We start from the raw sequence: 19,895 nt of genomic DNA, 5'->3' as shown, positions 1-19,895 counted from the left end.
GGACCGGACGGACTGCAGTCCGAACGAACCGGTCGCAAAACAAGTCGCACGCCGACTCCAACTCAATCGTCACGTCTCAGCTCCGTTGCTGATACACAGTTTAGGCCCCGCACCACTCTGCCATTCTTTGCTGTCCCGCGTTTGCAGTTTTTTGTTGCGGTGGACGACTAAAATTGGAGCTCATTTAACGAGGGAGAAGGCATCGCCTGTGTCGGCTTCCATCATGATTCCTCATGACGCCGATCCGGCGCGCCACCAATCACGCCAGCGATAAAAATGCGGCGGGTTACCGCCTGATCGATGCCGACGGCCTTCGACAAAGGACTTTCCGCTAGTCAATGTCGCAGGAAAACCGGCGCGACAAAATCCTCGAAGTCGCTCATCCGCACCCGGCGCGCGAGACGTGACGAGGTATGATCGCGTTCTGGGAGAGCTTGGGCGATCGAGATGTGCAACATTTCTTACTTCGGTAAGCCAGTTATTTGAGCAACTCAACGACCCTGCACAACCGCCGCCGGTTTGGCGTCGTCTTGCTTTCGGCGTCAAGCAACACGCCGGGCCGCCCGCTGATCCGCGCCTTGTATCCATTATCCCAGTTGCCATCCCCACGCACTTTGCCTTACATGCCCGCCAAACTCGCCCGCGGCTGACGGCCGGGGCCCAAAAATCACCAATTGTCAAAGGGACGAGACATGGCGCGTAACATCCTGATTCTCGGGGCTTCCTACGGCTCCCTGCTGGGCACGAAGCTGCTGATGGCGGGGCACAATGTGACCCTGGTCTGCCGCGCCAAGACCGCGGAGCTGATCAACCGCGAGGGGACCGAGGTGCGCATCAAGTTGCGTGACGAGGCGGTTCACCGCGCCATCTTCTCGCGCGACCTGCCCGGCAAGCTCGACGCCGTGACGCCGGCCAATGTGGACCTGTCCCGTTACGACATGGTCGGCCTTGCAATGCAGGAGCCGCAATACACCAACCACACGGTGCGCGTTCTCATGGTCAGGATCGCCGCGGCGAAGCTGCCGTGCCTCTCGATCATGAACATGCCGCCGCTGCCCTATCTGAAGCGGATCCCCTCGCTCGCAGACATGGATCTCGAGGAGGCCTACACCAATGCGCAGGTGTGGGAGCGCTTCGAGCCGGGGCTGGTGACCCTGTGCTCGCCCGACCCGCAGGCATTCCGTCCGCCGGAAGAGGCTGCGAACGTGCTGCACGTCGGTCTGCCCACGAATTTCAAGGCATCCGTGTTCGCCGACGAGAAGCACAACAAGGTGCTGCGCGAGCTCGAAGCCGACATCGACGCGGTGACCCTCGACGGCCACGACGTGCCGGTGAAGCTGAAGGTGTTCGATTCCCTGTTCGTGCCGCTGGCCAAATGGTCGATGCTGCTGACTGGCAACTACCGCTGCATCACGCCGCACGAGCCGCAGTCGATCCGCGATGCCGTGCACGGTGATCTCGCGCGCTCGCAGACGATCTACGAGCATGTCGACGCCATCGCCCGGCGCCTCGGCGCCGATCCGCAGGACCAGGTGCCGTTCGCGAAATACGCCAAGGCTGCCGAGAGCCTGCTGAAGCCGTCATCGGCCGCGCGCGCGGTGGCCGGCGGCGCACCCTTCATCGAGCGCGTCGACCTGCTGGTCAAGCTGATCTCGCATCAGCTCGGCGCGCCCAATGCAGAGATCGACCGCACCGTCGAGACCGTGGACCTGAAGCTCAACGAGAAGATCGTGCAGGGCGGATCGGGCGCGCTGTAACGGGCTTCGCGGACCCCTCATTGACGGGGCGCATGCCGAGCGCACGGCGCAATGGCGGTTTCGCACATCAGCGGGGGAACTCGCGCAAGCGATACCCCAGGATGACGATCCGCAAGCCCCCTATCGGCCCGCACTTCTACGGCAATCGAATCACGCCTGAACTCCGCCGTGGGCAACAACGCATGATTCTCGCCATGGCGCTCGACGCGCCGTGGCCGGATTGATAAGCCCCTGTCCGCGAATGATGGGACTTGAGTCGGGCATGACGGTTGCGATCGAGATGGGGCAGACCACGGCGGGCGCCGCGGCGGCCATGGACCTCGAGGAACTGCTGGCGACCCGCCTCCTGGTGCAAGGCAATTCGGGTTCCGGAAAATCACATCTGCTGCGGCGGCTGCTGGAGCAGAGCGCGCCCTGGGTGCAGCAGGCCATCATCGATCCCGAAGGCGATTTCGTCTCCCTGGCGGAGCATTTCGGCCATCTCGTGATCGAGGCCGAGGATCACACCGAACGCGGCCTTCAGGTTGCCGGCGAGCGCGCGCGGCTGCATCGCGTCTCCACCGTGCTCAACCTCGAAGGGCTCGATGCCGAGAACCAGATGCGCCGCGCCGCGGCCTTCCTCGGCGGACTGTTCGACGTGGACCGGGACCATTGGTACCCGATGCTGGTGGTGGTCGACGAGGCGCAGCTGTTTGCGCCTGCGGTCGCGGGCGAAGTCTCTGACGAAGCGCGAAAGCTTTCGCTCGGCGCGATGACCAATCTGATGTGCCGCGGCCGCAAGCGCGGGCTTGCCGGGATCATCGCGACCCAGCGGCTGGCGAAGCTCGCCAAAAACGTCGCGGCGGAAGCGTCCAACTTCCTGATGGGCCGCACTTTCCTCGACATCGACATGGCGCGCGCCGCCGACCTGCTCGGCATGGAGCGGCGGCAGGCCGAATCGTTTCGCGATCTCGAACGCGGACAATTCATGGCGCTCGGCCCCGCGCTGTCGCGACGCCCCCTGCGTTTGAATATCGGCGCAACCGAAACCCAGCCGCGCAATTCCACGCCGCGGCTGATGCCGATGCCCGAAACCTCACTCGAGAATATGCGCGCCGTGATCCTGGCCGCGCCGCCGCCCGATGCCAGCCGGCCGCAGCGCCGGCCCGCGCCCGATCTGCTCGAGCAGCTCCGCGCCGCGAAGGCTGCGGCACCGGAGATCGGGCCCGAAATGATCGAGGTCCCCGTCAGTGCCGAAGAGCTCGCCGAACGGCGCGAGCGCGTGGATCGGACCCTTCGTGCCGTGCTGGCCGTGCCCGATGCCGGTTTCCGCGCGGTCGGCGTGCTGTACCAGGAGTTTGTGGTTCGCTGCCGCATCGAGGGACTCGGCTCGGCGGTGCCCGACCTCACCGAATTCCGCCGCATGCTGACACGCGCACGCGCCGGGCTCGGCGCCGAGCATGCCGAGGACGACGCCTGGCAGGACGTGTCGCTGCGCGCCTCGATCCTGCCCGACGACATGCAAGGCGTGTTCATGATGATCGCGCGCGCGGCGAAAGAAGGCTGGCCCTGCCCCGGCGACGCCGCGATCGCCCGCGCCTACGGCTCGCATTCGCTGCGCCGGGCTCAGCGCCTGCTCGGCTACATGGAAGAGCAGGGCCTGATCGTCTGCCAGCTCGACGGCGCCGGCCGCAGGTTCGTGACGCTGGTGGAATTGGCGTGGGCCACCGCGCCGGGCGATCCCAATGCCGACGACCTGCCGGCGGAGAGCGCAGCTTCGGCTTGAGCCCACGATTGACTCACGCTGTCTCGGTAGCATCGGCGCCCACCAGCACATCGGGCGTGCGCCGCCGCTCGAGCGCGAATAGCCTGCGATAGAGCATGACCGAAACCAGCCATGCAATCGCGAATAGCGCGACCACGGCGAAGCCGACGTTCGCGAGTGAATCGTTGAGGCCGTCGACCAGCGTCCACACACCGCCAGACAGGCCGAGCCGATCCCCGATCAGGCCAAGCGCCTCAATGCCGCCGATGAACAGCGCCACCGCGACCGAGGCACCGGTGATCGTGAGGTTGTACCAGAGCTTCCGTAAGGGATCGACGAAGGCCCAACGATAAGCGCTGACCATCAGCGCGGAATCGGCGGTATCGACCAGCGCCATGCCTGATGCGAACAGCGCGGGAAAGACCATGACGTCGGCCAGCGATGCACCAAGCGCGTATTCGCTGGCGGAGATGCTGAGCAGGCCGATCTCGGTGGCGGTGTCGAAGCCGAGGCCGAACAGGAAGCCGAGCGGGTACATATGCGCCGGCTTGGTCACCAGGCGGAACATCGGGCCGAGCAGCCGCGCCAGCAATCCGCGGCTGGCGAGCAGCGCATCAAGCTGCGCGGCGTCGTGAATGCCTTGCGCGCGCGCGATCCGGAACGTCCGCCACAGGCCGGCGAAGATGACCAGGTTGATGGCCGCGATCACCAGCAGGAACAGCGCCGACACCGACGTGCCGATGAAGCCGCCGACGTCCTTGAGCAGGCTGTCGCCGCCAAGGCTCACCAAGCCCAGCGCGAGCAGCATGGTCGCGACCACAACCACGGTGGAATGACCAAGCGCGAAATAGAGACCAACGCTGCGCGGCGCATCGCCGGCCTGCATCAGCTTGCGCACGACGTTGTCGATGGCCGCGATGTGGTCGGCATCGACGGCGTGGCGCAGGCCGAACACCCAGGCAAGCAGCGCGGTCGCCATCACCGTCGGCCGGTCACCGAACGCCGCGAACGCCCAAGCCCACGCCGCGATGTTGGCCGCGATCAACCCGCCGAACAGCAGCATCATTCCGGGATCGACCGCCCGCAAAGATAATTTCGTCACGCCAATCATTCCGTCCGCTGCACGATCCATCGCACGAGCGGTATGATCTTTTCATAAGGTGGTCATACTGACCAGTGCAATCCCGGAGGGGCGGCACGGTTCTGCAGCAGTGCTTGCGGCGTCCTTCGGGACGCCCGCTGCGCGGGCTCCTTTAGGATGAGGTCTTGCTTCGCCGCGAGGTTGCCAGACCCTCATGGTGAGGCGCCCGCCGAGGGCGGGCGTCTCGAACCATGCAGGCCGAGATGGCGCTACGCCGCCTCGGAGCCGCCGAGATAGGCATCGCGGATGCGGGGATCGTCCTTCAGCGCGCGGGCGGAGCCGGAGAGAACGATCTTGCCGGTCTGGAGCACATAGGCCTCGTGCGCGATCTCGAGCGCGAGGCTGGCGTTCTGCTCGACCATGAAGACCGAGACGCCCTCCTGGTTGATGGTGCGGATCAGCTCCAGCACGCGGTCGACGTAAAGCGGCGACAGGCCCATGGTCGGCTCGTCCATCACGATCATCCGGGGACGGCTCATCAGCGCCCGCGCCATCGCGACCATCTGCTGCTCGCCGCCCGAGAGCGAGCCGGCGCGCTGCGACAGCCGTTGGCCGAGCTTCGGGAACAGCGTGAGCATCTTGTCGAGATCCTGCGCGATCGCCTCGCGGTCGTCGCGCACGAAGGCGCCCATCAAAATGTTCTCGCGGACGCTCATGTCGGCGAACAGCCGCCGTGCCTCCGGCACCGAGCCGATGCCGCGGCGGACGATCTGCGGCGTGGTAAGTCCCAGTAGCGAAGTGCCGTCGAACGTCACGTCGCCCGAGCGCGGCTTCACGAGGCCTAGAATGATCTTCATCGTGGTCGATTTGCCGCTGGCATTGCCGCCGAGCAGGCAGACGATGTGGCCGCGCAGAACTGATATCGACAGGTCGAAATGCACCTGGGCCTGACCATAGAAGGTATTGACGTCGGTGATCGCGAGCAGCGCATCGGGAGGCGGGTTCGTCATGCCGCGCTCTCCTGCTTCGTCGTCAGGCCGTGGCCGAGATAGGCCTCGATCACCTTGGGATCACCGCGCACCGCTTCGCCCGGGCCTTCCGCGATTTTCTTGCCCTCGTCCATGACGATGACGCGATCGGAGAGGCGCATCACCATTTCGAGCTTGTGCTCGATCAGCAAGATCGTCAGCCCTTCGGCTTTCAGCTCGGCGACGAGCCCCTGCATCTCCGTGGTCTCGGTCGGATTCATGCCGGCGGTCGGCTCGTCCAGCAGCAGCAGGCGCGGCTTCAAGGCGAGCGCGCGCGCGATCTCGACGCGGCGGCGGTTGGCGTAAGAGAGGCTGTAGGCCGGCTGATCGATACGCGGCAGCAACCGCTCGCCGAAGCGCGCGAGAATGACCTTCACCTCCTCGCGCAGCCGCTCTTCCTCCGCCTTGACGCTGGCGGGGCGCAGCAGCGCCAGACCCAATTCCAGCAGCGGGCCGATCACCGGCACTGCCGGTTTCACCGCGCGCAAGCGCGTATGCGCACCGATCAGGACGTTGTCCATCACGCTGAGATTGCCGAAGACGCGGCCGAGCTGGAACGTCCGCGCGATGCCTCCGGCCGCCAGCCGTTCCGGCGAGAAACCTGTGATGTCCTGACCTTCGAAGCGAACCGTCCCGGCGTCCGGAAGGTCAAGCCCGGTCACGAGATTGAACAGCGTTGTCTTGCCCGCCCCGTTCGGGCCGATGATGCTGATCAGCTCGCCTTTGGCGAGATCGAGATCGATGGCGTCGACGGCGGTGAGGCCGCCGAAGCGCCGCGTCAGCCCGCGCAGGGACAGCATCGCCGTGTGTGCGTCCATCATCACACCGTCCCCAAAAGGCCCTGCGGCCTGAACCGCACCAGCAGCAGCAGCACGATGCCGTAGATCAGGATGCGATACTCCGCCGCGATGCGGAACACTTCCGGCAGGCCGACCAGCGCGACCGCCCCGAGAATCGCCCCGACGACATTGCCGAGACCGCCGAGGATGACGACGGTCAGCGCCAGGATGGATTGCTGCGTGTTGAAGGTCTCGTGGTTGATATAGGAATAGAGATGCGCGGCGATGCCGCCGCTGACCCCCGCGGCAAAGCCGCCGAAGATGAAGGCCAGCGATTTGTAGCGATTCAGGCTGAGGCCATAGGCCCGCGCGGCGATGTCGTCGTCGCGGATGGCGCGAAAGCTGCGGCCGAGATGCGAGCCGAGCAGGCGTCCCTGCAGCAGCGCCAGCACGACCATCACGATGAAGCTGAACCAGTAGATCGAAATCGGGCTGACCAGCTCATAGCCAAACAGCGACAGCGGCGGGATGCCGGAGATGCCGATCGGCCCGCGCGTGACGCTCTCCCAATTCAGGATCACCAGCGAGACGATCTCGCCGATCGCGAGCGTCGCGATTGACACATAATGTCCGCGCAGCCGGAACGACGGCGAGATCAGCGCCGTGCCCAGCGCAGCACTCATCAGGCCGCCGCCGATGATGGCAAGGCCGACCGGGACAGCGAACGTGAGCGACAGCAGCGCGGAGGTGTAGGCGCCGATCGCGAGCAGCGCGGCGTGTCCCAGCGAGACCTGACCAATCGTGCCTGCAACAAGGGTGAGGCTCAGCGCGAGCATGCCGAGCAGCCAGGCGTTGATCAGGGTCTGGAGCACGTAGAACGACACGGGCAACAGCGGCAGGATCGCGAAGACGACGGCAGCGATCAGCAGAGCCCAGCGCGGAATCCAGACCGGGCGGCTCGGCGCGATGAAAGTGCCGGTGAGCGGCTCGGGCGGCGCCTGCCGCGCGCTGGCGAACAGACCGTTCGGGCGCAGCACGAGCACCACGACCAGCAGCAGGAACGCGAACAGGTTGCGGTAGCTGGTGCCGAACACGGCAACGCCGTAGCTCTCCACCAATCCCAGCAGCAGGCTGCCGATCACCGCACCCGGCACATTGCCGGCACCGCCGACGACTTCGGCGACGACGCCCTTGAGCGTCGCCTGCAGGCTCATCGCGGTGTCGATCTGGTTATAGTACATACCGACCAGCAGGCCGGAGACGCCGCCGAGCGCAGCCGCAATGCCGAACACGGCCTGATTGACGCGGTTGACGTCGACGCCCATCTGCATCGCGGCGTCGCGGTCCTGCGCGGTGGCACGCACGGCCCAGCCGAGCTTGCTGTAGCGCAGGAACACGAACAGCAGCAACGCGCTGGTGAGGCCGACACCGGCGATGAGCAGATCGAGCGGGCCGATCGTGCCGCCGCCGATCTGGAAGCGGACATCCGGCAACTGGCTCGGCAATGCGCGCGGATTGGGCGAAAAAGTCAGCATCACGAGCTGATCGAGCACGAAGCTGATGCCGATGGTCGCCAGCAGCGGTGCGATGCGCACCGAGTTCTGCAGCGGGCGCAGGCCGAACCGCTCGATGATCAAGCCGACCAGCGCCGCCGCCACCGCGACCAGGATGATGGTGAGCGGCAGTGGCGTATGCAGCTGCACCACCGCGACCCAGCCGATATAGGCGCCGACGAGGTAGATCGATCCTTGCGCAAAGTTGATCAGCCGGCTGACGCCGAAGATCAGCGCGAGCCCGACCGCAACGAGGGCGTAGACGTTACCGACGATCAGCCCGTTGATCGTGTAGTCGAGCCAGGAAGACACGCAGGAGATCCCCTCAGGTCGGCTTGCCGTCCCAGAGGGCGAACTGGCCCTTGCGCACGACGAGCTCCGCATTCATGGCGCCCTTGACGCGCCGGCTCTCGACGTCGAACGTCGCTTTGCCGAAGATCACGCTCGAGACGTCCTTCACTTTCGTGAAGGCATCGCGGATCGCGCGCCGGTCGGCGCCGCCGATCCTCACCACGGCGGCCGCCATGTTCATCGCGTCATAGGCGTAGGCGTTGAACGCGTCGGGCTCCACCCCGTTGTATTTCTTCTTGAAGCCGGCGATGAACGTCTGCACCTCGGGGCGCGGGTCTTCCGGGAAGTAGCGCGTGCCGACATGAACATCCTCGACGGCCTCGCCGCCGAGCTCCAGGAATTTCGGCGAGTAGACCGAGCTCGCGGCGCAGATCACCTGCTTCAGCCCAACCTGGCGCGCCTGGCGCGCGATCAGCGCACCGTCGGAATAATAGGAGATCAGGATCAGCCCGTCAGGATTGGCGTCGCGGACACGCACCAGCGTGGAGCGGAAGTCGCGCTCCTCCGCGATGTAGCCTTCGGTGACGGCGATTTCGGCGCCGTGCTCCTTCGCGGCCTTAACGAAATAGTCGCGGCTGGTACGGCCCCAATCGGTGTTGAGGTGCAGCACGGCGAGCTTCTTCAGGCCGAGGCGCTTGACGGCATAGGCCGCCAGCAGCGGCTGCTCGTCAGCCTGGCTGACCGAGGTGCTCCACATGAAGTCGCCGCCCTTGGTGAAATCGGGATGCGAATTTGTGAATCCGAACTGCACCAGCCCGCCGCGCTGATAGATCGGCGAGGCCGCCATCGAGGCGGGGCTGGAGAAGTCGCCGAGCTCCATGACAATCCTGGGATCGGAGACGAATTTCTGGGCGATCGCCACCGACTGGCGCGGGTCGCTCTGGCTGTCCTCGAAATTATAGGCGAGCTTGCGGCCGTTGATGCCGCCCGCTGCCTCGATCTCGTCGAGCGCGAGATCGAAGCCCTGCTTCCACTGCGTGCCATATTGTGCGTTCGGCCCGGTCAACGGACCACTGACGCCCAGCAAAATCGGTTCGGACGATTGCGCAAGCGCGGCGCGCGAGAAGGCTGCCCCCGCCATCAGGGCGGCAAGCGAGCCCTTGACCAGGGTACGACGATCGATGTTGCTCATGGACGGCTCCATCCTGTCAGGCGTTGAAACAACTAGCAATTTCCATGCCGGTGAGATTGGCTATTTCGAGGGCTCGCCAAGCGACAGCATCAGCCGGTTCGCCCAGTTGAAGAACGACGCGCCGTTGATGACGTCGACGATCTCGGCATCGTCGAGACCGGCGCGGCGCAGCTCATCGATATTGTCGGGGCTGAACGCGATCGGCGTCGCAGCCAACGCCACCGAGGCCTTGACGACCGCATTCCAGCGCTCGCCGAGATCGGCGCCGACGCCCTCGTCGAGCAGGCGCTGCACATCGTCGCGGCGCTTGGAATAAGTGCTGGCGAAACGCGCATGCACGGAGGCGCAGTAGATGCAGCCGTTGTAGCGCGAGGTCGCAGCCGCCGCGAGCTCGCGCTCGGCGCGCGGCAGGCCGTCGGCGACGTTGTAGAAGATGTCCTTGTCCGTCTTGGTGCGGGCTTCCAGCACCTCGGGGTCGCGCACCAGCAGGCGGAAATACTCGGACTTGGAACGGAAGCGATCGACGAGGCCCGCGAAATGCCGCTCGGTCAGCTCGGCTTCGAGCAGCGGGTCGATCCAGGACACCCAGCCCAGTTCGTCCTGGGTGAAGACGACGGGCGGATTGGCATTGTTTGCAGCGCTCATGATGCAGCCTACTTACGCGCCGGCCGCGGCGTTCGTGGTGCGCCCGAGCGAGGCACCGAGCACGCGCAGTCCGGTGACGACGCGCACCTGGAACGACAGGAACGCAACGAGCTGAGAGAACGTGACGATTCCGGTGTTCGACCAACCGGCGGCGAGCAGAGCCTTCATGTCGGCGGCGGCCGCATCGCGCGGGCGGAACACCAGCAGATGCGCATGTTCGAACGCCGCAGCGAGCCGGTCCCCGAGATCGGGCTTGCGCTCCGCGCTGACGCGGTAGATCAAGCCGGCCTTGTTTTCGACAGACAGGGGGCCGGTTGGAAAGGCACCGTAGGGGCCCGAGGTCTCGCCCCGCGCGATTTCGACATCGACAGCTTCGACCAGGCGCGCGCCATCGGCGGTCGCAGCTAACTTCGCCCGATAGAAGCCGGCCATCGTGGGCTCGCGGTGAAGCCCGATCACGAAGAGCGCGACCGCGGCGCGCTCCACCAGCGAGACATCGCCGGCGTCGATCGGCTCGAACAGCGAGAGATAGCTCTTCTGCGCATTGTCGCGCGCCTGGATGCGCTTGGCCCGAATGCCGTCCAGAGCCGAACCCGGTTCGATCCCGGCGAGCGTGTCGATGATATCTTTCGTAGCCATCATTCAGCCTCTTGCAACCTCATTCCGACTAACCCGCCAGCGCCACGTCGGGCGCCGTCCGCGCCCAGCCCAGCGCCGGCGCGACCTTCTCCGCCACCAGCTCGATCGAGCGCAGGATATGGGGATGCGGGGCATCGACCGAATGCGCCTGGAAGACGAGATCGGTCACCCGCTCCAGCGTGGCGTCGGCGCGGAGCGAAGCGATGACGTCGTCGGCCGCGCCGACATGGGTGTCGAACGCCGCGATCATCTCCTCGAGCGTTTCGCCTGGCTTGGCGTGGCCGCCCTTGAGGAATTGCGGGAGCGCGCGCCGCAGGCCGATATCGGCAAGACGCATCGCCTCAGTCCGGTCGTCGGCAACGAAGACGGTGCGCGAGGCCATGATGCGGGGCTCCCGTCCCGGCGGCAGCGCCTCGAGATAGGCATCGATCACCGGATTCTGAATCTCGGCGAGCGTTGCCTTCGGCGCCTCCTTGGTTCGAGGCTGGGTGCGCGACAGCAACAGGCCATCGCCTGCCTTGCCGGCACGCGCGCCGCCCGCGACAGAGAACGTCGCCTGCCAGATCCTGTCGTCCAATTGCGGCCGCTGCGGATAGAGCGTGTCACCACCTTCGAGCGGCTTGCCGACCAACGCGGTGCGGACGACGTCCAGATTGCGCGCAAAGATCTCGTTGCGCTGGGCGCTGTCGAGGCCGAAGGCGGCAAAGGCCGAGGGATTGCCGCCGGTGCCGACACCCAGCTCGAAGCGACCGTTGCAGAGCAGATCGAGCACCGCGGCATCCTCCGCCACCCGCACCGCGTTCTCCAGCGGCAAGGTGACGATGCCGGTGCCGAGCCTGATGCGCGAGGTCTGGGCTGCGACATAACCGAGGAAGGTGAAGGGGGACGGCAGGCCGCCCTCGCGCTCGTGGAAATGGTGCTGCGCGATCCACGCGGAATCGAGGCCCGCCGTCTCGGCGCGCACGATCTGCTCGGCCGCGAAGCGATATCGGTCGGCCGGCGGGGCCTCGTCGAGAAGCCGTGTGAAAAACCCCAGGCGTTTCAGGTTTGCTAAGCGTTTCATACGACCCCTGTCGGACGAGGATAGGTCCCGATGATGTCGGTTGCCGCAGCTCCAGACAAGCGGGCATTGCGCAGGGCTAGTACGCAAGCCCGCCCGCCGGGATCGCCCTGAGCTGAACTTTGGCTGGGCAGACTGCCTACCAGCTCGGCAGAACCGCGCCCTTGAACTTGGTCAGGATGAACTCCTTGACCTCCGCCGTGTGATAGCTGTCCACCAGGATCTTGACCCAGGGCTTGTCCTTGTCGACCGTGCGAACGGCGATGAGATTGACGTAGGGACCCTTCGGGTCCTCGCGCAGGATCGGATCCTTGACGGGATCGAGGCCAGCCTGGGTTGCATAATTGGTGTTGATCGCGGCGGCGTCGACGTCGTCGAGCGCGCGCGGCGCCTGCGCCGCGTCGACCTCGATGAACTTCAGCTTCTTGGGATTCTCGGTGATATCGAGCACCGTCGGCTTGAAACCCGTGCCGTCCTTCAGCTTGATCGCGCCCTTGTCGCGCAGCAGCAGCAACACGCGGCCGCCATTGGTCGGATCGTTCGGGATCGAGACCTTGCCGCCCTCGGGGATATCGGCGAAGGCCTTGTGCTTCTTGGAATAGACGCCGATCGGGAAATTCACGGTCAGGCCGACGGCTTCGATCTTGTAGCCACGGTCCGCCTTCTGATTGTCCAAATATGGTTGGTTCTGGAACGAATTGGCCTGGATCTCGCCGGCATCGAGCGCGGCGTTCGGCACGACGTAGTCGGAGAATTCGATGAGCTGGATGTCGAGACCCTGCTTGGCGGCGATCGGCTTCACCGCCTCGAAGATCTGGGCGTGCGGCCCCGGCGTCACGCCGATCTTGATGGTCTCGCCTGAAGCGGCGGCCGACCAGGCGGCGAGCACGGTCGCAAGGATCAGGGTGGAACAGAACGACATCTTGGTCTCCATGACTCGGCAATGATTGGAACCGTATTCGCTTCTCCGCGGCGCGAAATCAATGAAATGTAAATCCATATTGACCGATTGACGCGGACCACGCTTCTCCGTTCGACCGCATGTGGGGAACGAATGCATCTGCGCAAGCGTGAGACGCGTCACGACAAAACCCACGGATCGTTGCCCGTAGCCCGATGGAGCGATGCGCAATCCGGGGCGCCGCCAGCGCGGCTGGACTTATCCTGGTTGCGCTCGGCTCCATCCGGGCGTCAGACCTCTCCCCGCACATTCGTCATTTCGCCGCAGGGTTTTCTGACCTTGGTGGCATTGCCGCCTCGCCCATGATCAAACATGATGGGCCTTGGCCGGTGACGACTTGTCCTTGAAGTGGGGGATCATCCGATGAACGAGAACGAAATCCGCAAGTCCATCACTGAGGTGCAGCAGGGCACCTTGTCGCGACGCTCGTTCATGCAGACGATGGCTGCGATCGGGATCGCGGCGCCTGTCGCGAGCCAGATCCTGGTCTGGAACGACGTGGCGATGGCGGACGCCACCCTGCCCTACAAGCCGACCAAGGCCGGCGGCGGCGGCCCACTCAAGATCCTGCTCTGGCAGGCCCCTACACTGCTCAATCCGCATTTCGCGCTCGGGACCAAGGACCAGATCGCCTCGCGCGTCTTCTTCGAGCCGCTCGCCGGCTGGGACAAGGACGGCAACCTCGTCCCCTGCCTCGCGGCCGAGGCTCCGTCCAAGCAGAACGGCGGCCTTTCGCCGGACGGCCTGAGCGTGACCTGGAAACTGAAGCAGGGCGTGAGATGGCATGACGGCAAGCCCTTCACCGCCGACGACGTCGTGTTCACCTGGCAATACGCCTCGGATCTCGCCACGGCGGCGTACACTACGGGGTCTTACAAAGACATCACGGTCGAGAAGATCGACGACCACACCGTCAAGGTGCTGTTCAAGGCGCCGACGCCGTTCTGGGCCGATCCCTTCGTCGGCTCGGTCGGTCCGATCCTGCCGAAACATCATTTCGGCGACTATGTCGGCGCGAAGTCGCGCGAAGCGCCCGGCAATCTGAAGCCGGTCGGCACTGGTCCCTACAAATTCGTCGAGTTCAAGCCGGGTGACCTGATCCGGGCCGAACGCAATCCCGACTATCACGTCAAGAACCAGCCGCATTTCGACACGCTCGAGATCAAGGGCGGTGGCGATGCGGTGTCCGCGGCGCGCGCCGTGCTGCAGACCGGCGAATACGACTATGCCTGGAACATGCAGGTGGAGGAGGAGGTCCTCAAACGCATGGAGGCCAGCGGCAAGGGCAAGCTCGACGTCACGCCATCAGGCAACGTCGAATTCATCATCCTCAACACGACGGACCCCTGGACCGAGGTGGACGGCGAGCGCTCAAGCCCCAAGACCAAGCACCCGACGCTGTCCGATCCCGCCGTTCGCCGCGCGATCAATCTGCTGATCGACCGCGAGTCGATTCAGAAATTCATTTACGGGCGCGGTGGCGTCGCCACCGCGAGCTTCGTCAACGCGCCCAAACAGTTCAAGTCGCCGAAGCTGAAATACGAGTTCGACGTCGACAAGGCGAACAAGATCCTCGACGAGGCCGGCTGGGCCAAGGCCGCGGACGGCATCCGCGAGAAAGACGGCAAGAAGCTCAAATTCGTCTTCCAGACCTCGACCAATGCGCCGCGTCAGAAGACGCAGGCCATCATCAAGCAGGCCTGCCAGAAGGCCGGGATCGAGATCGAAATCAAGGCGGTCACGGCATCGGTGTTCTTCTCGTCCGACGTCGGCAACCCCGACACCTACTCCAAGTTCTATGCCGACATGGAGATGTACAACACCACGCAGCCGCAGCCCGACCCGGAGCGCTTCCTGAACCAGTGCGTCTCCTGGGAGATCTCCAACAAGGAAAACAAATGGCTCGGCCGCAACGTCTCGCGCTGGTCCGATCCCGAGGCCGACAAGGCCTACAAGTCTGCGCAGAACGAGCTTGATCCGGTCAGGCGGGCCGCGCTGCTGATCAAGGTCGACGAAACCTTTTGCGAGGCCAACGTGTTCCTGCCGCTTCTATCCCGCAACATCGTCAACGCAGGGGTCAACAACCTCATGGTCGACATGTCGGGATGGGACGTCACGACCTGGAATCTGGCGAGTTGGTATCGCAGCTGACGCCGGAGAGGCTGAACGCGCAAACTCCGCCTCGGCAGACCACCAGCTCAATCCCTGCCGGCGAATTGACGGTCGAGGTTTGACGCCGCGTCGGCGCTTCTGAGCCGTTTCATCAGCTCATCCCGCTCCTTGCCGTCGGGCAACGCCTCGGCCTTTTCACGGATGGTCCTGGTGAACTCCGCAAGCCGTTCTTGCAGAGTGGTGGTTTGCTGAACGCGACGCCGCCTGAGCACGATCGGGTCTCCATCTCATGGCACCATGCGGTGCCTTTCCGGATTGCCGATGATAAGTGCGAGCGCAGCCATGTCTGTATCAAATGATATAGTTCACGCCATTTGGTGCCGACACCCTTTGTTCACATGTGAACAGTGGGAGCCACCTTCACCTGCCGCTCCGGAACGAAAATGGCGGCTGTTACATTGACGCGGCGAGACAGCACGGACGCGCCATGGGCAAGATATTGATCAGCACCGCCGTCGTAAGCCTGGCGCTCATCATTGCCTTCGCGGTCTATGTCATCACTCTCTGAATTGCCAAGTAGAAGCGAATGATGGTGCGGCTCGGACATCAACCGCGCGCGCAGCAATCGACCAACAGGTCCCAGATCCGCTGCGCCTCGCGCGATGCGCTGCTTTCCGGCCCCTTCTCCGGGTTGGACTGCGAATAGTCCGCCACCGGACGTTCCTCGCGAGGCACGATCCATCGCTGGGAGATCGGGTCGTACCATTTTCCGATCATCATTTCAGTCACGCCGATCGACTCACCGATTTGATCCTGGGCGAGCTACGGCTCACGGGCTTCGTCAATCCCATTCACCGCGCCTCGCCCATTTTACAAATCGGCTTCTGACACAATCGTTCCTGCCGCGGCTCAGCCAGGCCGTGCCGGATGAAGCGTACGGGGATGCCGCTCGTGCAGCAGCCGCGCGAGCTCTTCCCGCTCCGCAGGACGCCCCTTCATGGCGGTCTCGAACAGCGCTTCCTGGATGTCGCGGGGCATGTCACCCCACACGTCCATCGCCGCTCGTCCGAGCAGGCCCGCAAGATGATCCGCACCATCGCTCATTCGGCTCTCCTGATCTGATCACGGGAATGGAACAGCTAGGGCTGTGCAGCGTTCCAGTTCCATCATTGTCAAAGGAGACGTCGTTTATGGGATTCTTCACCAAGGACATCAAATCGATGGAAGACCTGCTGCTGCACGGCCTGCAGGATATCTATTACGCGGAACAGCAGATCCTCAAGGCTCTGCCGAAGATGATCGAGAAGGCGACAAACAGGGACCTTGCCGCCGGCTTGAAAGCCCATCTGGAGGAGACCAACAAGCAGGTCGACAGGCTCGGCAAGGCATTCGCGAAGCTCGGCAAGGAGCCCAGCGGGACACACTGTCCCGCCATCGACGGCCTCATCAAGGAGGCCGATGAGACCGCGGGCGAAATCGAGGACAAGGCCGTGCTCGATGCCGCGATCGTGGCCAACGCATAGGCCGTCGAGCATTATGAGATGTGCCGCTACGGCACGCTGATCGCATGGGCGGAGGAACTCGGGCACGACGACATCGTGCGCTTCCTCACGACGAACCTGAACGAAGAGAAGGCCGCCAACACCAAGCTGAACACCGTGGCGCTTCGCAAGGGCGTCAATGCCAAGGCGTCCAGCGCGGCTTGATCGAGACGTACTGAACGTGGCGGCCCCACCCGCGGGGCTGCCACGTTCTCGTTGCAGGTTCGGTCAGATGAACGGCTTGCCGCCGGTGACCGCCAGGGTCGCTCCCGACGTGTAGCTCGAGAGTGTATCGGCGAGCATGACATAGGCGGTCGCAAGTTCGGCCGGTTGGCCGGCCCGTTGCATCGGCACTTGCTTGCCGAAGTTCTTGACTTTGTCCTCCGGCATCGTCGACGGGATCAGCGGCGTCCAGATCGGACCCGGAGCGACCGCATTGACCCGAATGCCCTTTGCCGCCAGCATCTGCGCAAGGCCGCCGGTAAAGTTCTGAATGGCGCCCTTGGTCGTGGCATAGGCCAGCAGGGTTGGATTCGGCATGTCGGAGTTCACCGACGCGGTGTTGATGATCGCCGCTCCCGGGCACATGTGGGGGACCGCAGCCTTGGTGAGATAGAACATGGCGTGAATGTTGGTCTCGAACGTCCGCTGCCATTCCTCGTCGCTGATCTCAGCGATCTCCTTGAACGTGTCCTGATGCGCCGCGTTGTTGACGAGGATGTCTATTGCGCCGAACGCCTCGACGGTGCGCTGGATGATCGCGCGACAATGATCGGGATTGCGGATGTCGCCGGGGATCAGGACGACCTTGCGTCCCTCGCGCTCCACCAGCGTCTTGACCTCAGCGGCATCCTCGTCCTCGTTCAAATAGGCGATGACGATGTCGGCACCTTCCCGGGCATAGGCGATCGCGACCGCGCGGCCGATGCCACTGTCGCCACCGGTGATGATTGCCTTCTTTCCGGACAGTCGCCCGGAGCCCTTGTAACTCTCTTCGCCGTGATCCGGTCGTGGATTCATCGCGCGGGTCGAACCGGGCATCGATTGCTGCTGGGACGGATAAGGCGGCTTTGGATATTCGGTCATGGAGTGGCTCCAGGGATTTACTCCGCTAACGGAAAGCTTTCGGAAGCGTTCCTCGCGGTTCCATCACGCCTCGTGGCCAAGCCGCACGATGATGTCGCTCGGCAACAGCGCTGGCGCGTCGGCGGCGCCCAATCGCCATAGGCTCTCGCCCGCGACCAGCGCCGGCATGGGCAGTTCGTGGTCGGCGAAATTGGCAACAATCTGCAAGATGTCTCCCTTCTGCGTCCGCCAACGGGCATCCAGGCCGCCCTTACGCTGGTTCTCCCCCAGCAACCTGCAATGAGCCGAAACGAAACCCCGTTTGATCAGCGGAACGATCTTCTCGCGCCGTATCTTCAGCAATCGGGCTGTGAGGCCGCGAAACCTGGCGCTGGCGGGAGAGCGGTCGATGCCGGCCCAGTCGAGCTTCGATGCCCCGAAGGTTTTTTCATCGCACGGATCCGGAATCCTGGCGCGCATGCCGGGCGTCGAGAACGCCTTGAAGTGCGCGAACTCCTTGCGCCGCCCTTCCCGCGTCAGCTCGGCAGCTTCGCCGGACCAGTCTGCGAAAAACAGGAATGGCGTCTCGGCCGCGGCTTCCTCACCCATGAACAACAGGGGAATATGCGGGTTCAAGAGAACCAGTGCCATGGCCTGGTCCAGCTTCTCCGGACCGACCAGCGCGGAAAGCCGCTCCCCGAGCGCGCGGTTGCCGATCTGGTCGTGGTTCTGGGCGAAGAAGATGGTGGCATCAGGCGGCAGATGCGCGCTCGGCTCGCCGCGCGGTTCGTCATGCAGCGGAAAGATTTCGCCCTGGTAGGCAAAGCCCTCGGTGAGCGCTCGCGCGAGATGTTCAAGCGGCCTGTCTGCGAACGCGCGATAATAGCCTTCGTCCTCGCCCGTCAACAGGACGTGGAGCGCGTTGTGAAAATCATCGCCCCATTGCGCGTCATAGAGCCGGGTTCGCCCCTGAGCACGGTCGAGCAGGCGGGCCTGATTGGCCTCGTTCTCCAGCATCAGATGCACGCGCCGGTCCGGCAGCTGACTGCGAACCGTCTCGGCAAGCTCGATCAGGAAATGGCGGTCGGAATCGTCCTTCAGGGCGTGAACGGCGTCGAGCCGCAAGCCGTCGAACCCGTAGTCGCGCAGCCACATCAACGCGTTCTCGATCAGGAACTCGCGCACGAACGCGCCGTCGTGTCCCTCGAGGTTGACGGCAGGGCCCCAGCCGGTGCTGTGGCGCGCGGTAAAGAAACTTTCCGCATAGAGGTGCAGATAGTTCAGCTGCGGTCCGAAATGGTTATAGACAACATCGAGATAGACCATGATGTCGAGGGCATGCGCCGCGCGTAACAGCCGCTTGAGGTCTTCCGGCCTGCCGTAGCGCGCATTCGGCGCATTCAGCAGCACGCCGTCATAGCCCCAATTGTGCCGGCCGGGGACATCATTGAGCGGCATCAGCTCGATTGCGGTAATGCCGAGATCGCGCAGATAGGGCAACTTCTTCTCGACGCCGGCATAGGTGCCCTCCTCACTGAAGGTGCCGACGTGCAACTCGTAGATCACGGCCTCCGCCCAAGGGCGGCCGGGATAGAGCACCGAGTCTCGGAACGCCGCAGTGTCCACCACCTCGCTCGGGGCCCCGACGTCGTCCGGCTGGAAGAACGAGGCGGGATCGGGAACGACCAGGTCTTCGTTGATCCTGAACTGATAGCGCGTGCCGACATGCGCGGTGGGACTCAACGCCTGGTACCAGCCATCGTGGTCGCGCATCATCCGGAGTGGCGGCCGGCCGGCTTCGAGCAATTCGACCGATTGCGCCGTCGGCGCCCACAGATTGAAGCAGACCCCGTGGTCGAGGCATCGAGGGCCGTAGTGTCGCGCTGGCCCAGCCATTCCCAAACTGTGACTCAAACCTGGCCGCCTTTGCGTGCATGGCTGGAAGTTACGGCACGCTTCGCGAGGCTCGATTTTACGATCGCTTGAGCATGCTCAACGGGAGAAGCCGAGATGTGGGCATTCGTTCCTCAGGCCGGCGCCACACCGATGCGCCATGTGCGTTGTGTGCACTTTTGGGCCGAGGTGCGGCGACGATGGGTTGGGGAAGATCACTGTTGCAAACAGGGAACGGAATCGCCGGGGCGACGGTTGCAACTCCACACGGGAGTTTTCGTCATGCGCCGCTCGAAGCCACAGCCGATCCGCAACAAGCTCGACCTCGCCGACCGTACTCAGGTGCGCCTCGTCAGAAAGCGTCTCGGACTATCCGACGCAGAGCTGACCAGCATCGTCGAGCGGATTGGCAACTCGATTGCGGCTATCAGCAAGGAGGCGGCGCTGCAAAGGGCAACCACGCTGCCGAAGCCGGACGATGTGCCTCCTGTCGCGGTGATTACTTCTGCGACCGTCGGCGAGCAGGCGACGCGGAAGTGACGGCAACCTCACCA

General features: G+C 64.3%; 20 protein-coding genes and 1 pseudogene. 6 read left to right on the top strand and 15 right to left on the bottom strand.

Annotation, left to right across the window (positions count from 1 at the left end; translation table 11 throughout):
* Positions 1-692: 692 nt before the first annotated feature.
* The 3 genes from BcanWU425_RS09465 (at position 693) to BcanWU425_RS09460 (ending at position 3,522) form a co-directional block, all read left to right on the top strand.
* Positions 693-1,757 carry a ketopantoate reductase family protein gene (locus tag BcanWU425_RS09465; protein ID WP_007595931.1) on the top strand — a complete coding sequence of 355 codons (1,065 nt, stop codon included), beginning with the start codon at positions 693-695 and terminating at the stop codon, positions 1,755-1,757.
* Positions 1,758-1,858: 101 nt separating this feature from the next.
* A complete protein-coding gene (locus tag BcanWU425_RS37390; RefSeq protein ID WP_268738936.1) occupies positions 1,859-1,981 on the top strand; it encodes a hypothetical protein in 123 nt (40 codons plus the stop codon).
* Between the two features lie 38 nt (positions 1,982-2,019).
* Positions 2,020-3,522 (top strand): ATP-binding protein, encoded by a 1,503-nt coding sequence (locus tag BcanWU425_RS09460; RefSeq protein ID WP_204512170.1) that lies wholly within the window; start codon positions 2,020-2,022, stop codon positions 3,520-3,522.
* 13 nt (positions 3,523-3,535) lie between these two features.
* On the opposite strand, the gene BcanWU425_RS09455 is transcribed toward BcanWU425_RS09460, so the two are convergent.
* From BcanWU425_RS09455 to BcanWU425_RS09415, 9 genes are all read right to left on the bottom strand, one after another.
* Positions 3,536-4,612, bottom strand: coding sequence for a HoxN/HupN/NixA family nickel/cobalt transporter (locus BcanWU425_RS09455; protein WP_409363677.1), 1,077 nt, complete (start codon positions 4,610-4,612; stop codon positions 3,536-3,538).
* A gap of 239 nt (positions 4,613-4,851) precedes the next feature.
* A complete protein-coding gene (locus BcanWU425_RS09450; RefSeq protein ID WP_204512171.1) occupies positions 4,852-5,592 on the bottom strand; it encodes an ABC transporter ATP-binding protein in 741 nt (246 codons plus the stop codon).
* The gene (locus BcanWU425_RS09445) at positions 5,589-6,431 is read right to left on the bottom strand and encodes an ABC transporter ATP-binding protein (protein WP_018453942.1); all 843 of its coding nucleotides are present in this window, start codon (positions 6,429-6,431) and stop codon (positions 5,589-5,591) included. Before BcanWU425_RS09445 ends, BcanWU425_RS09450 begins: the two co-directional genes overlap by 4 nt.
* Complete coding sequence (locus BcanWU425_RS09440; protein ID WP_204512172.1) at positions 6,431-8,254, bottom strand: ABC transporter permease; 1,824 nt, start codon at positions 8,252-8,254, stop codon at positions 6,431-6,433. Before BcanWU425_RS09440 ends, BcanWU425_RS09445 begins: the two co-directional genes overlap by 1 nt.
* A gap of 13 nt (positions 8,255-8,267) precedes the next feature.
* The gene (locus BcanWU425_RS09435) at positions 8,268-9,425 is read right to left on the bottom strand and encodes an ABC transporter substrate-binding protein (RefSeq protein ID WP_026232631.1); all 1,158 of its coding nucleotides are present in this window, start codon (positions 9,423-9,425) and stop codon (positions 8,268-8,270) included.
* 60 nt (positions 9,426-9,485) lie between these two features.
* Positions 9,486-10,070 carry an alkylhydroperoxidase domain protein gene (locus BcanWU425_RS09430; protein WP_204512173.1) on the bottom strand — a complete coding sequence of 195 codons (585 nt, stop codon included), beginning with the start codon at positions 10,068-10,070 and terminating at the stop codon, positions 9,486-9,488.
* Between the two features lie 12 nt (positions 10,071-10,082).
* Entirely contained in the window at positions 10,083-10,709 is a 627-nt protein-coding gene (locus tag BcanWU425_RS09425) for a CMD domain protein (RefSeq protein WP_204513992.1), read from the bottom strand.
* Positions 10,710-10,737: 28 nt separating this feature from the next.
* Positions 10,738-11,772, bottom strand: coding sequence for a putative FMN-dependent luciferase-like monooxygenase (locus BcanWU425_RS09420; RefSeq protein ID WP_204512174.1), 1,035 nt, complete (start codon positions 11,770-11,772; stop codon positions 10,738-10,740).
* 136 nt (positions 11,773-11,908) lie between these two features.
* Positions 11,909-12,703: a MetQ/NlpA family ABC transporter substrate-binding protein gene (locus BcanWU425_RS09415; protein WP_204512175.1), complete on the bottom strand. Its 795-nt coding sequence runs from the start codon at positions 12,701-12,703 to the stop codon at positions 11,909-11,911.
* A gap of 390 nt (positions 12,704-13,093) precedes the next feature.
* Here BcanWU425_RS09415 and BcanWU425_RS09410 point away from each other — a divergent pair, with 390 nt between their 5' ends.
* Positions 13,094-14,881, top strand: a complete 1,788-nt coding sequence (locus tag BcanWU425_RS09410; protein ID WP_085348497.1) for a peptide ABC transporter substrate-binding protein — start codon at positions 13,094-13,096, stop codon at positions 14,879-14,881.
* Positions 14,882-14,928: 47 nt separating this feature from the next.
* Here the strand turns inward: BcanWU425_RS09410 and BcanWU425_RS09405 are convergent, their stop codons facing one another.
* The 4 genes from BcanWU425_RS09405 to BcanWU425_RS09390 all read right to left on the bottom strand — a co-directional run bounded on the left by BcanWU425_RS09405 (position 14,929) and on the right by BcanWU425_RS09390 (position 15,946).
* Positions 14,929-15,114 (bottom strand): hypothetical protein, encoded by a 186-nt coding sequence (locus tag BcanWU425_RS09405; RefSeq protein ID WP_018453934.1) that lies wholly within the window; start codon positions 15,112-15,114, stop codon positions 14,929-14,931.
* 122 nt (positions 15,115-15,236) lie between these two features.
* Entirely contained in the window at positions 15,237-15,449 is a 213-nt protein-coding gene (locus BcanWU425_RS09400; RefSeq protein WP_143273036.1) for a hypothetical protein, read from the bottom strand.
* Positions 15,449-15,631 carry a hypothetical protein gene (locus tag BcanWU425_RS09395; protein ID WP_143273038.1) on the bottom strand — a complete coding sequence of 61 codons (183 nt, stop codon included), beginning with the start codon at positions 15,629-15,631 and terminating at the stop codon, positions 15,449-15,451. Before BcanWU425_RS09395 ends, BcanWU425_RS09400 begins: the two co-directional genes overlap by 1 nt.
* Before the next feature lie 120 nt (positions 15,632-15,751).
* Positions 15,752-15,946 carry a hypothetical protein gene (locus tag BcanWU425_RS09390; protein ID WP_007614011.1) on the bottom strand — a complete coding sequence of 65 codons (195 nt, stop codon included), beginning with the start codon at positions 15,944-15,946 and terminating at the stop codon, positions 15,752-15,754.
* An 86-nt stretch (positions 15,947-16,032) separates the two neighbouring features.
* Between BcanWU425_RS09390 and BcanWU425_RS09385 the strand changes: the two are divergent.
* Positions 16,033-16,548 (top strand): annotated as a pseudogene (locus BcanWU425_RS09385) (YciE/YciF ferroxidase family protein).
* A 63-nt stretch (positions 16,549-16,611) separates the two neighbouring features.
* On the opposite strand, the gene BcanWU425_RS09380 reads toward BcanWU425_RS09385, so the two are convergent.
* Together BcanWU425_RS09380 and treZ are read right to left on the bottom strand one after the other, a co-directional pair.
* On the bottom strand, positions 16,612-17,469 hold the full coding sequence (locus BcanWU425_RS09380) for an SDR family oxidoreductase (protein ID WP_204512176.1): 858 nt from the start codon (positions 17,467-17,469) through the stop codon (positions 16,612-16,614).
* Between the two features lie 63 nt (positions 17,470-17,532).
* Positions 17,533-19,344, bottom strand: coding sequence for a malto-oligosyltrehalose trehalohydrolase (treZ, locus tag BcanWU425_RS09375; RefSeq protein ID WP_204512177.1), 1,812 nt, complete (start codon positions 19,342-19,344; stop codon positions 17,533-17,535).
* A 279-nt stretch (positions 19,345-19,623) separates the two neighbouring features.
* On the opposite strand from treZ, the gene BcanWU425_RS09370 reads away from it, so the two are divergent.
* A complete protein-coding gene (locus tag BcanWU425_RS09370) occupies positions 19,624-19,881 on the top strand; it encodes a DUF3606 domain-containing protein (RefSeq protein WP_018453928.1) in 258 nt (85 codons plus the stop codon).
* The last annotated feature ends 14 nt before the right edge of the window (positions 19,882-19,895 follow it).

The sequence above is a fragment of the Bradyrhizobium sp. WU425 genome (genome assembly GCF_021052305.1).
Classification (GTDB): Bacteria; Pseudomonadota; Alphaproteobacteria; order Rhizobiales; family Xanthobacteraceae; genus Bradyrhizobium; species Bradyrhizobium canariense_D.
Note: the sequence above shows the minus strand (reverse complement) of the source record. Positions and strands in the feature narration are given on the sequence as shown.

Coding starts and splice junctions, on each gene's coding strand:
- BcanWU425_RS09465 (WP_007595931.1), top strand. CDS start 693: ATGGCGCGTAACATCCTGATTCTCGGGGCTTCCTACGGCTCCCTGCTG.
- BcanWU425_RS37390 (WP_268738936.1), top strand. CDS start 1,859: ATGACGATCCGCAAGCCCCCTATCGGCCCGCACTTCTACGGCAATCGA.
- BcanWU425_RS09460 (WP_204512170.1), top strand. CDS start 2,020: ATGACGGTTGCGATCGAGATGGGGCAGACCACGGCGGGCGCCGCGGCG.
- BcanWU425_RS09455 (WP_409363677.1), bottom strand. CDS start 4,612: ATGATTGGCGTGACGAAATTATCTTTGCGGGCGGTCGATCCCGGAATG.
- BcanWU425_RS09450 (WP_204512171.1), bottom strand. CDS start 5,592: ATGACGAACCCGCCTCCCGATGCGCTGCTCGCGATCACCGACGTCAAT.
- BcanWU425_RS09445 (WP_018453942.1), bottom strand. CDS start 6,431: ATGATGGACGCACACACGGCGATGCTGTCCCTGCGCGGGCTGACGCGG.
- BcanWU425_RS09435 (WP_026232631.1), bottom strand. CDS start 9,425: ATGAGCAACATCGATCGTCGTACCCTGGTCAAGGGCTCGCTTGCCGCC.
- BcanWU425_RS09430 (WP_204512173.1), bottom strand. CDS start 10,070: ATGAGCGCTGCAAACAATGCCAATCCGCCCGTCGTCTTCACCCAGGAC.
- BcanWU425_RS09425 (WP_204513992.1), bottom strand. CDS start 10,709: ATGGCTACGAAAGATATCATCGACACGCTCGCCGGGATCGAACCGGGT.
- BcanWU425_RS09420 (WP_204512174.1), bottom strand. CDS start 11,772: ATGAAACGCTTAGCAAACCTGAAACGCCTGGGGTTTTTCACACGGCTT.
- BcanWU425_RS09415 (WP_204512175.1), bottom strand. CDS start 12,703: ATGGAGACCAAGATGTCGTTCTGTTCCACCCTGATCCTTGCGACCGTG.
- BcanWU425_RS09410 (WP_085348497.1), top strand. CDS start 13,094: ATGAACGAGAACGAAATCCGCAAGTCCATCACTGAGGTGCAGCAGGGC.
- BcanWU425_RS09400 (WP_143273036.1), bottom strand. CDS start 15,449: ATGTCCGAGCCGCACCATCATTCGCTTCTACTTGGCAATTCAGAGAGT.
- BcanWU425_RS09390 (WP_007614011.1), bottom strand. CDS start 15,946: ATGAGCGATGGTGCGGATCATCTTGCGGGCCTGCTCGGACGAGCGGCG.
- BcanWU425_RS09380 (WP_204512176.1), bottom strand. CDS start 17,469: ATGACCGAATATCCAAAGCCGCCTTATCCGTCCCAGCAGCAATCGATG.
- treZ (WP_204512177.1), bottom strand. CDS start 19,344: ATGGCTGGGCCAGCGCGACACTACGGCCCTCGATGCCTCGACCACGGG.
- BcanWU425_RS09370 (WP_018453928.1), top strand. CDS start 19,624: ATGCGCCGCTCGAAGCCACAGCCGATCCGCAACAAGCTCGACCTCGCC.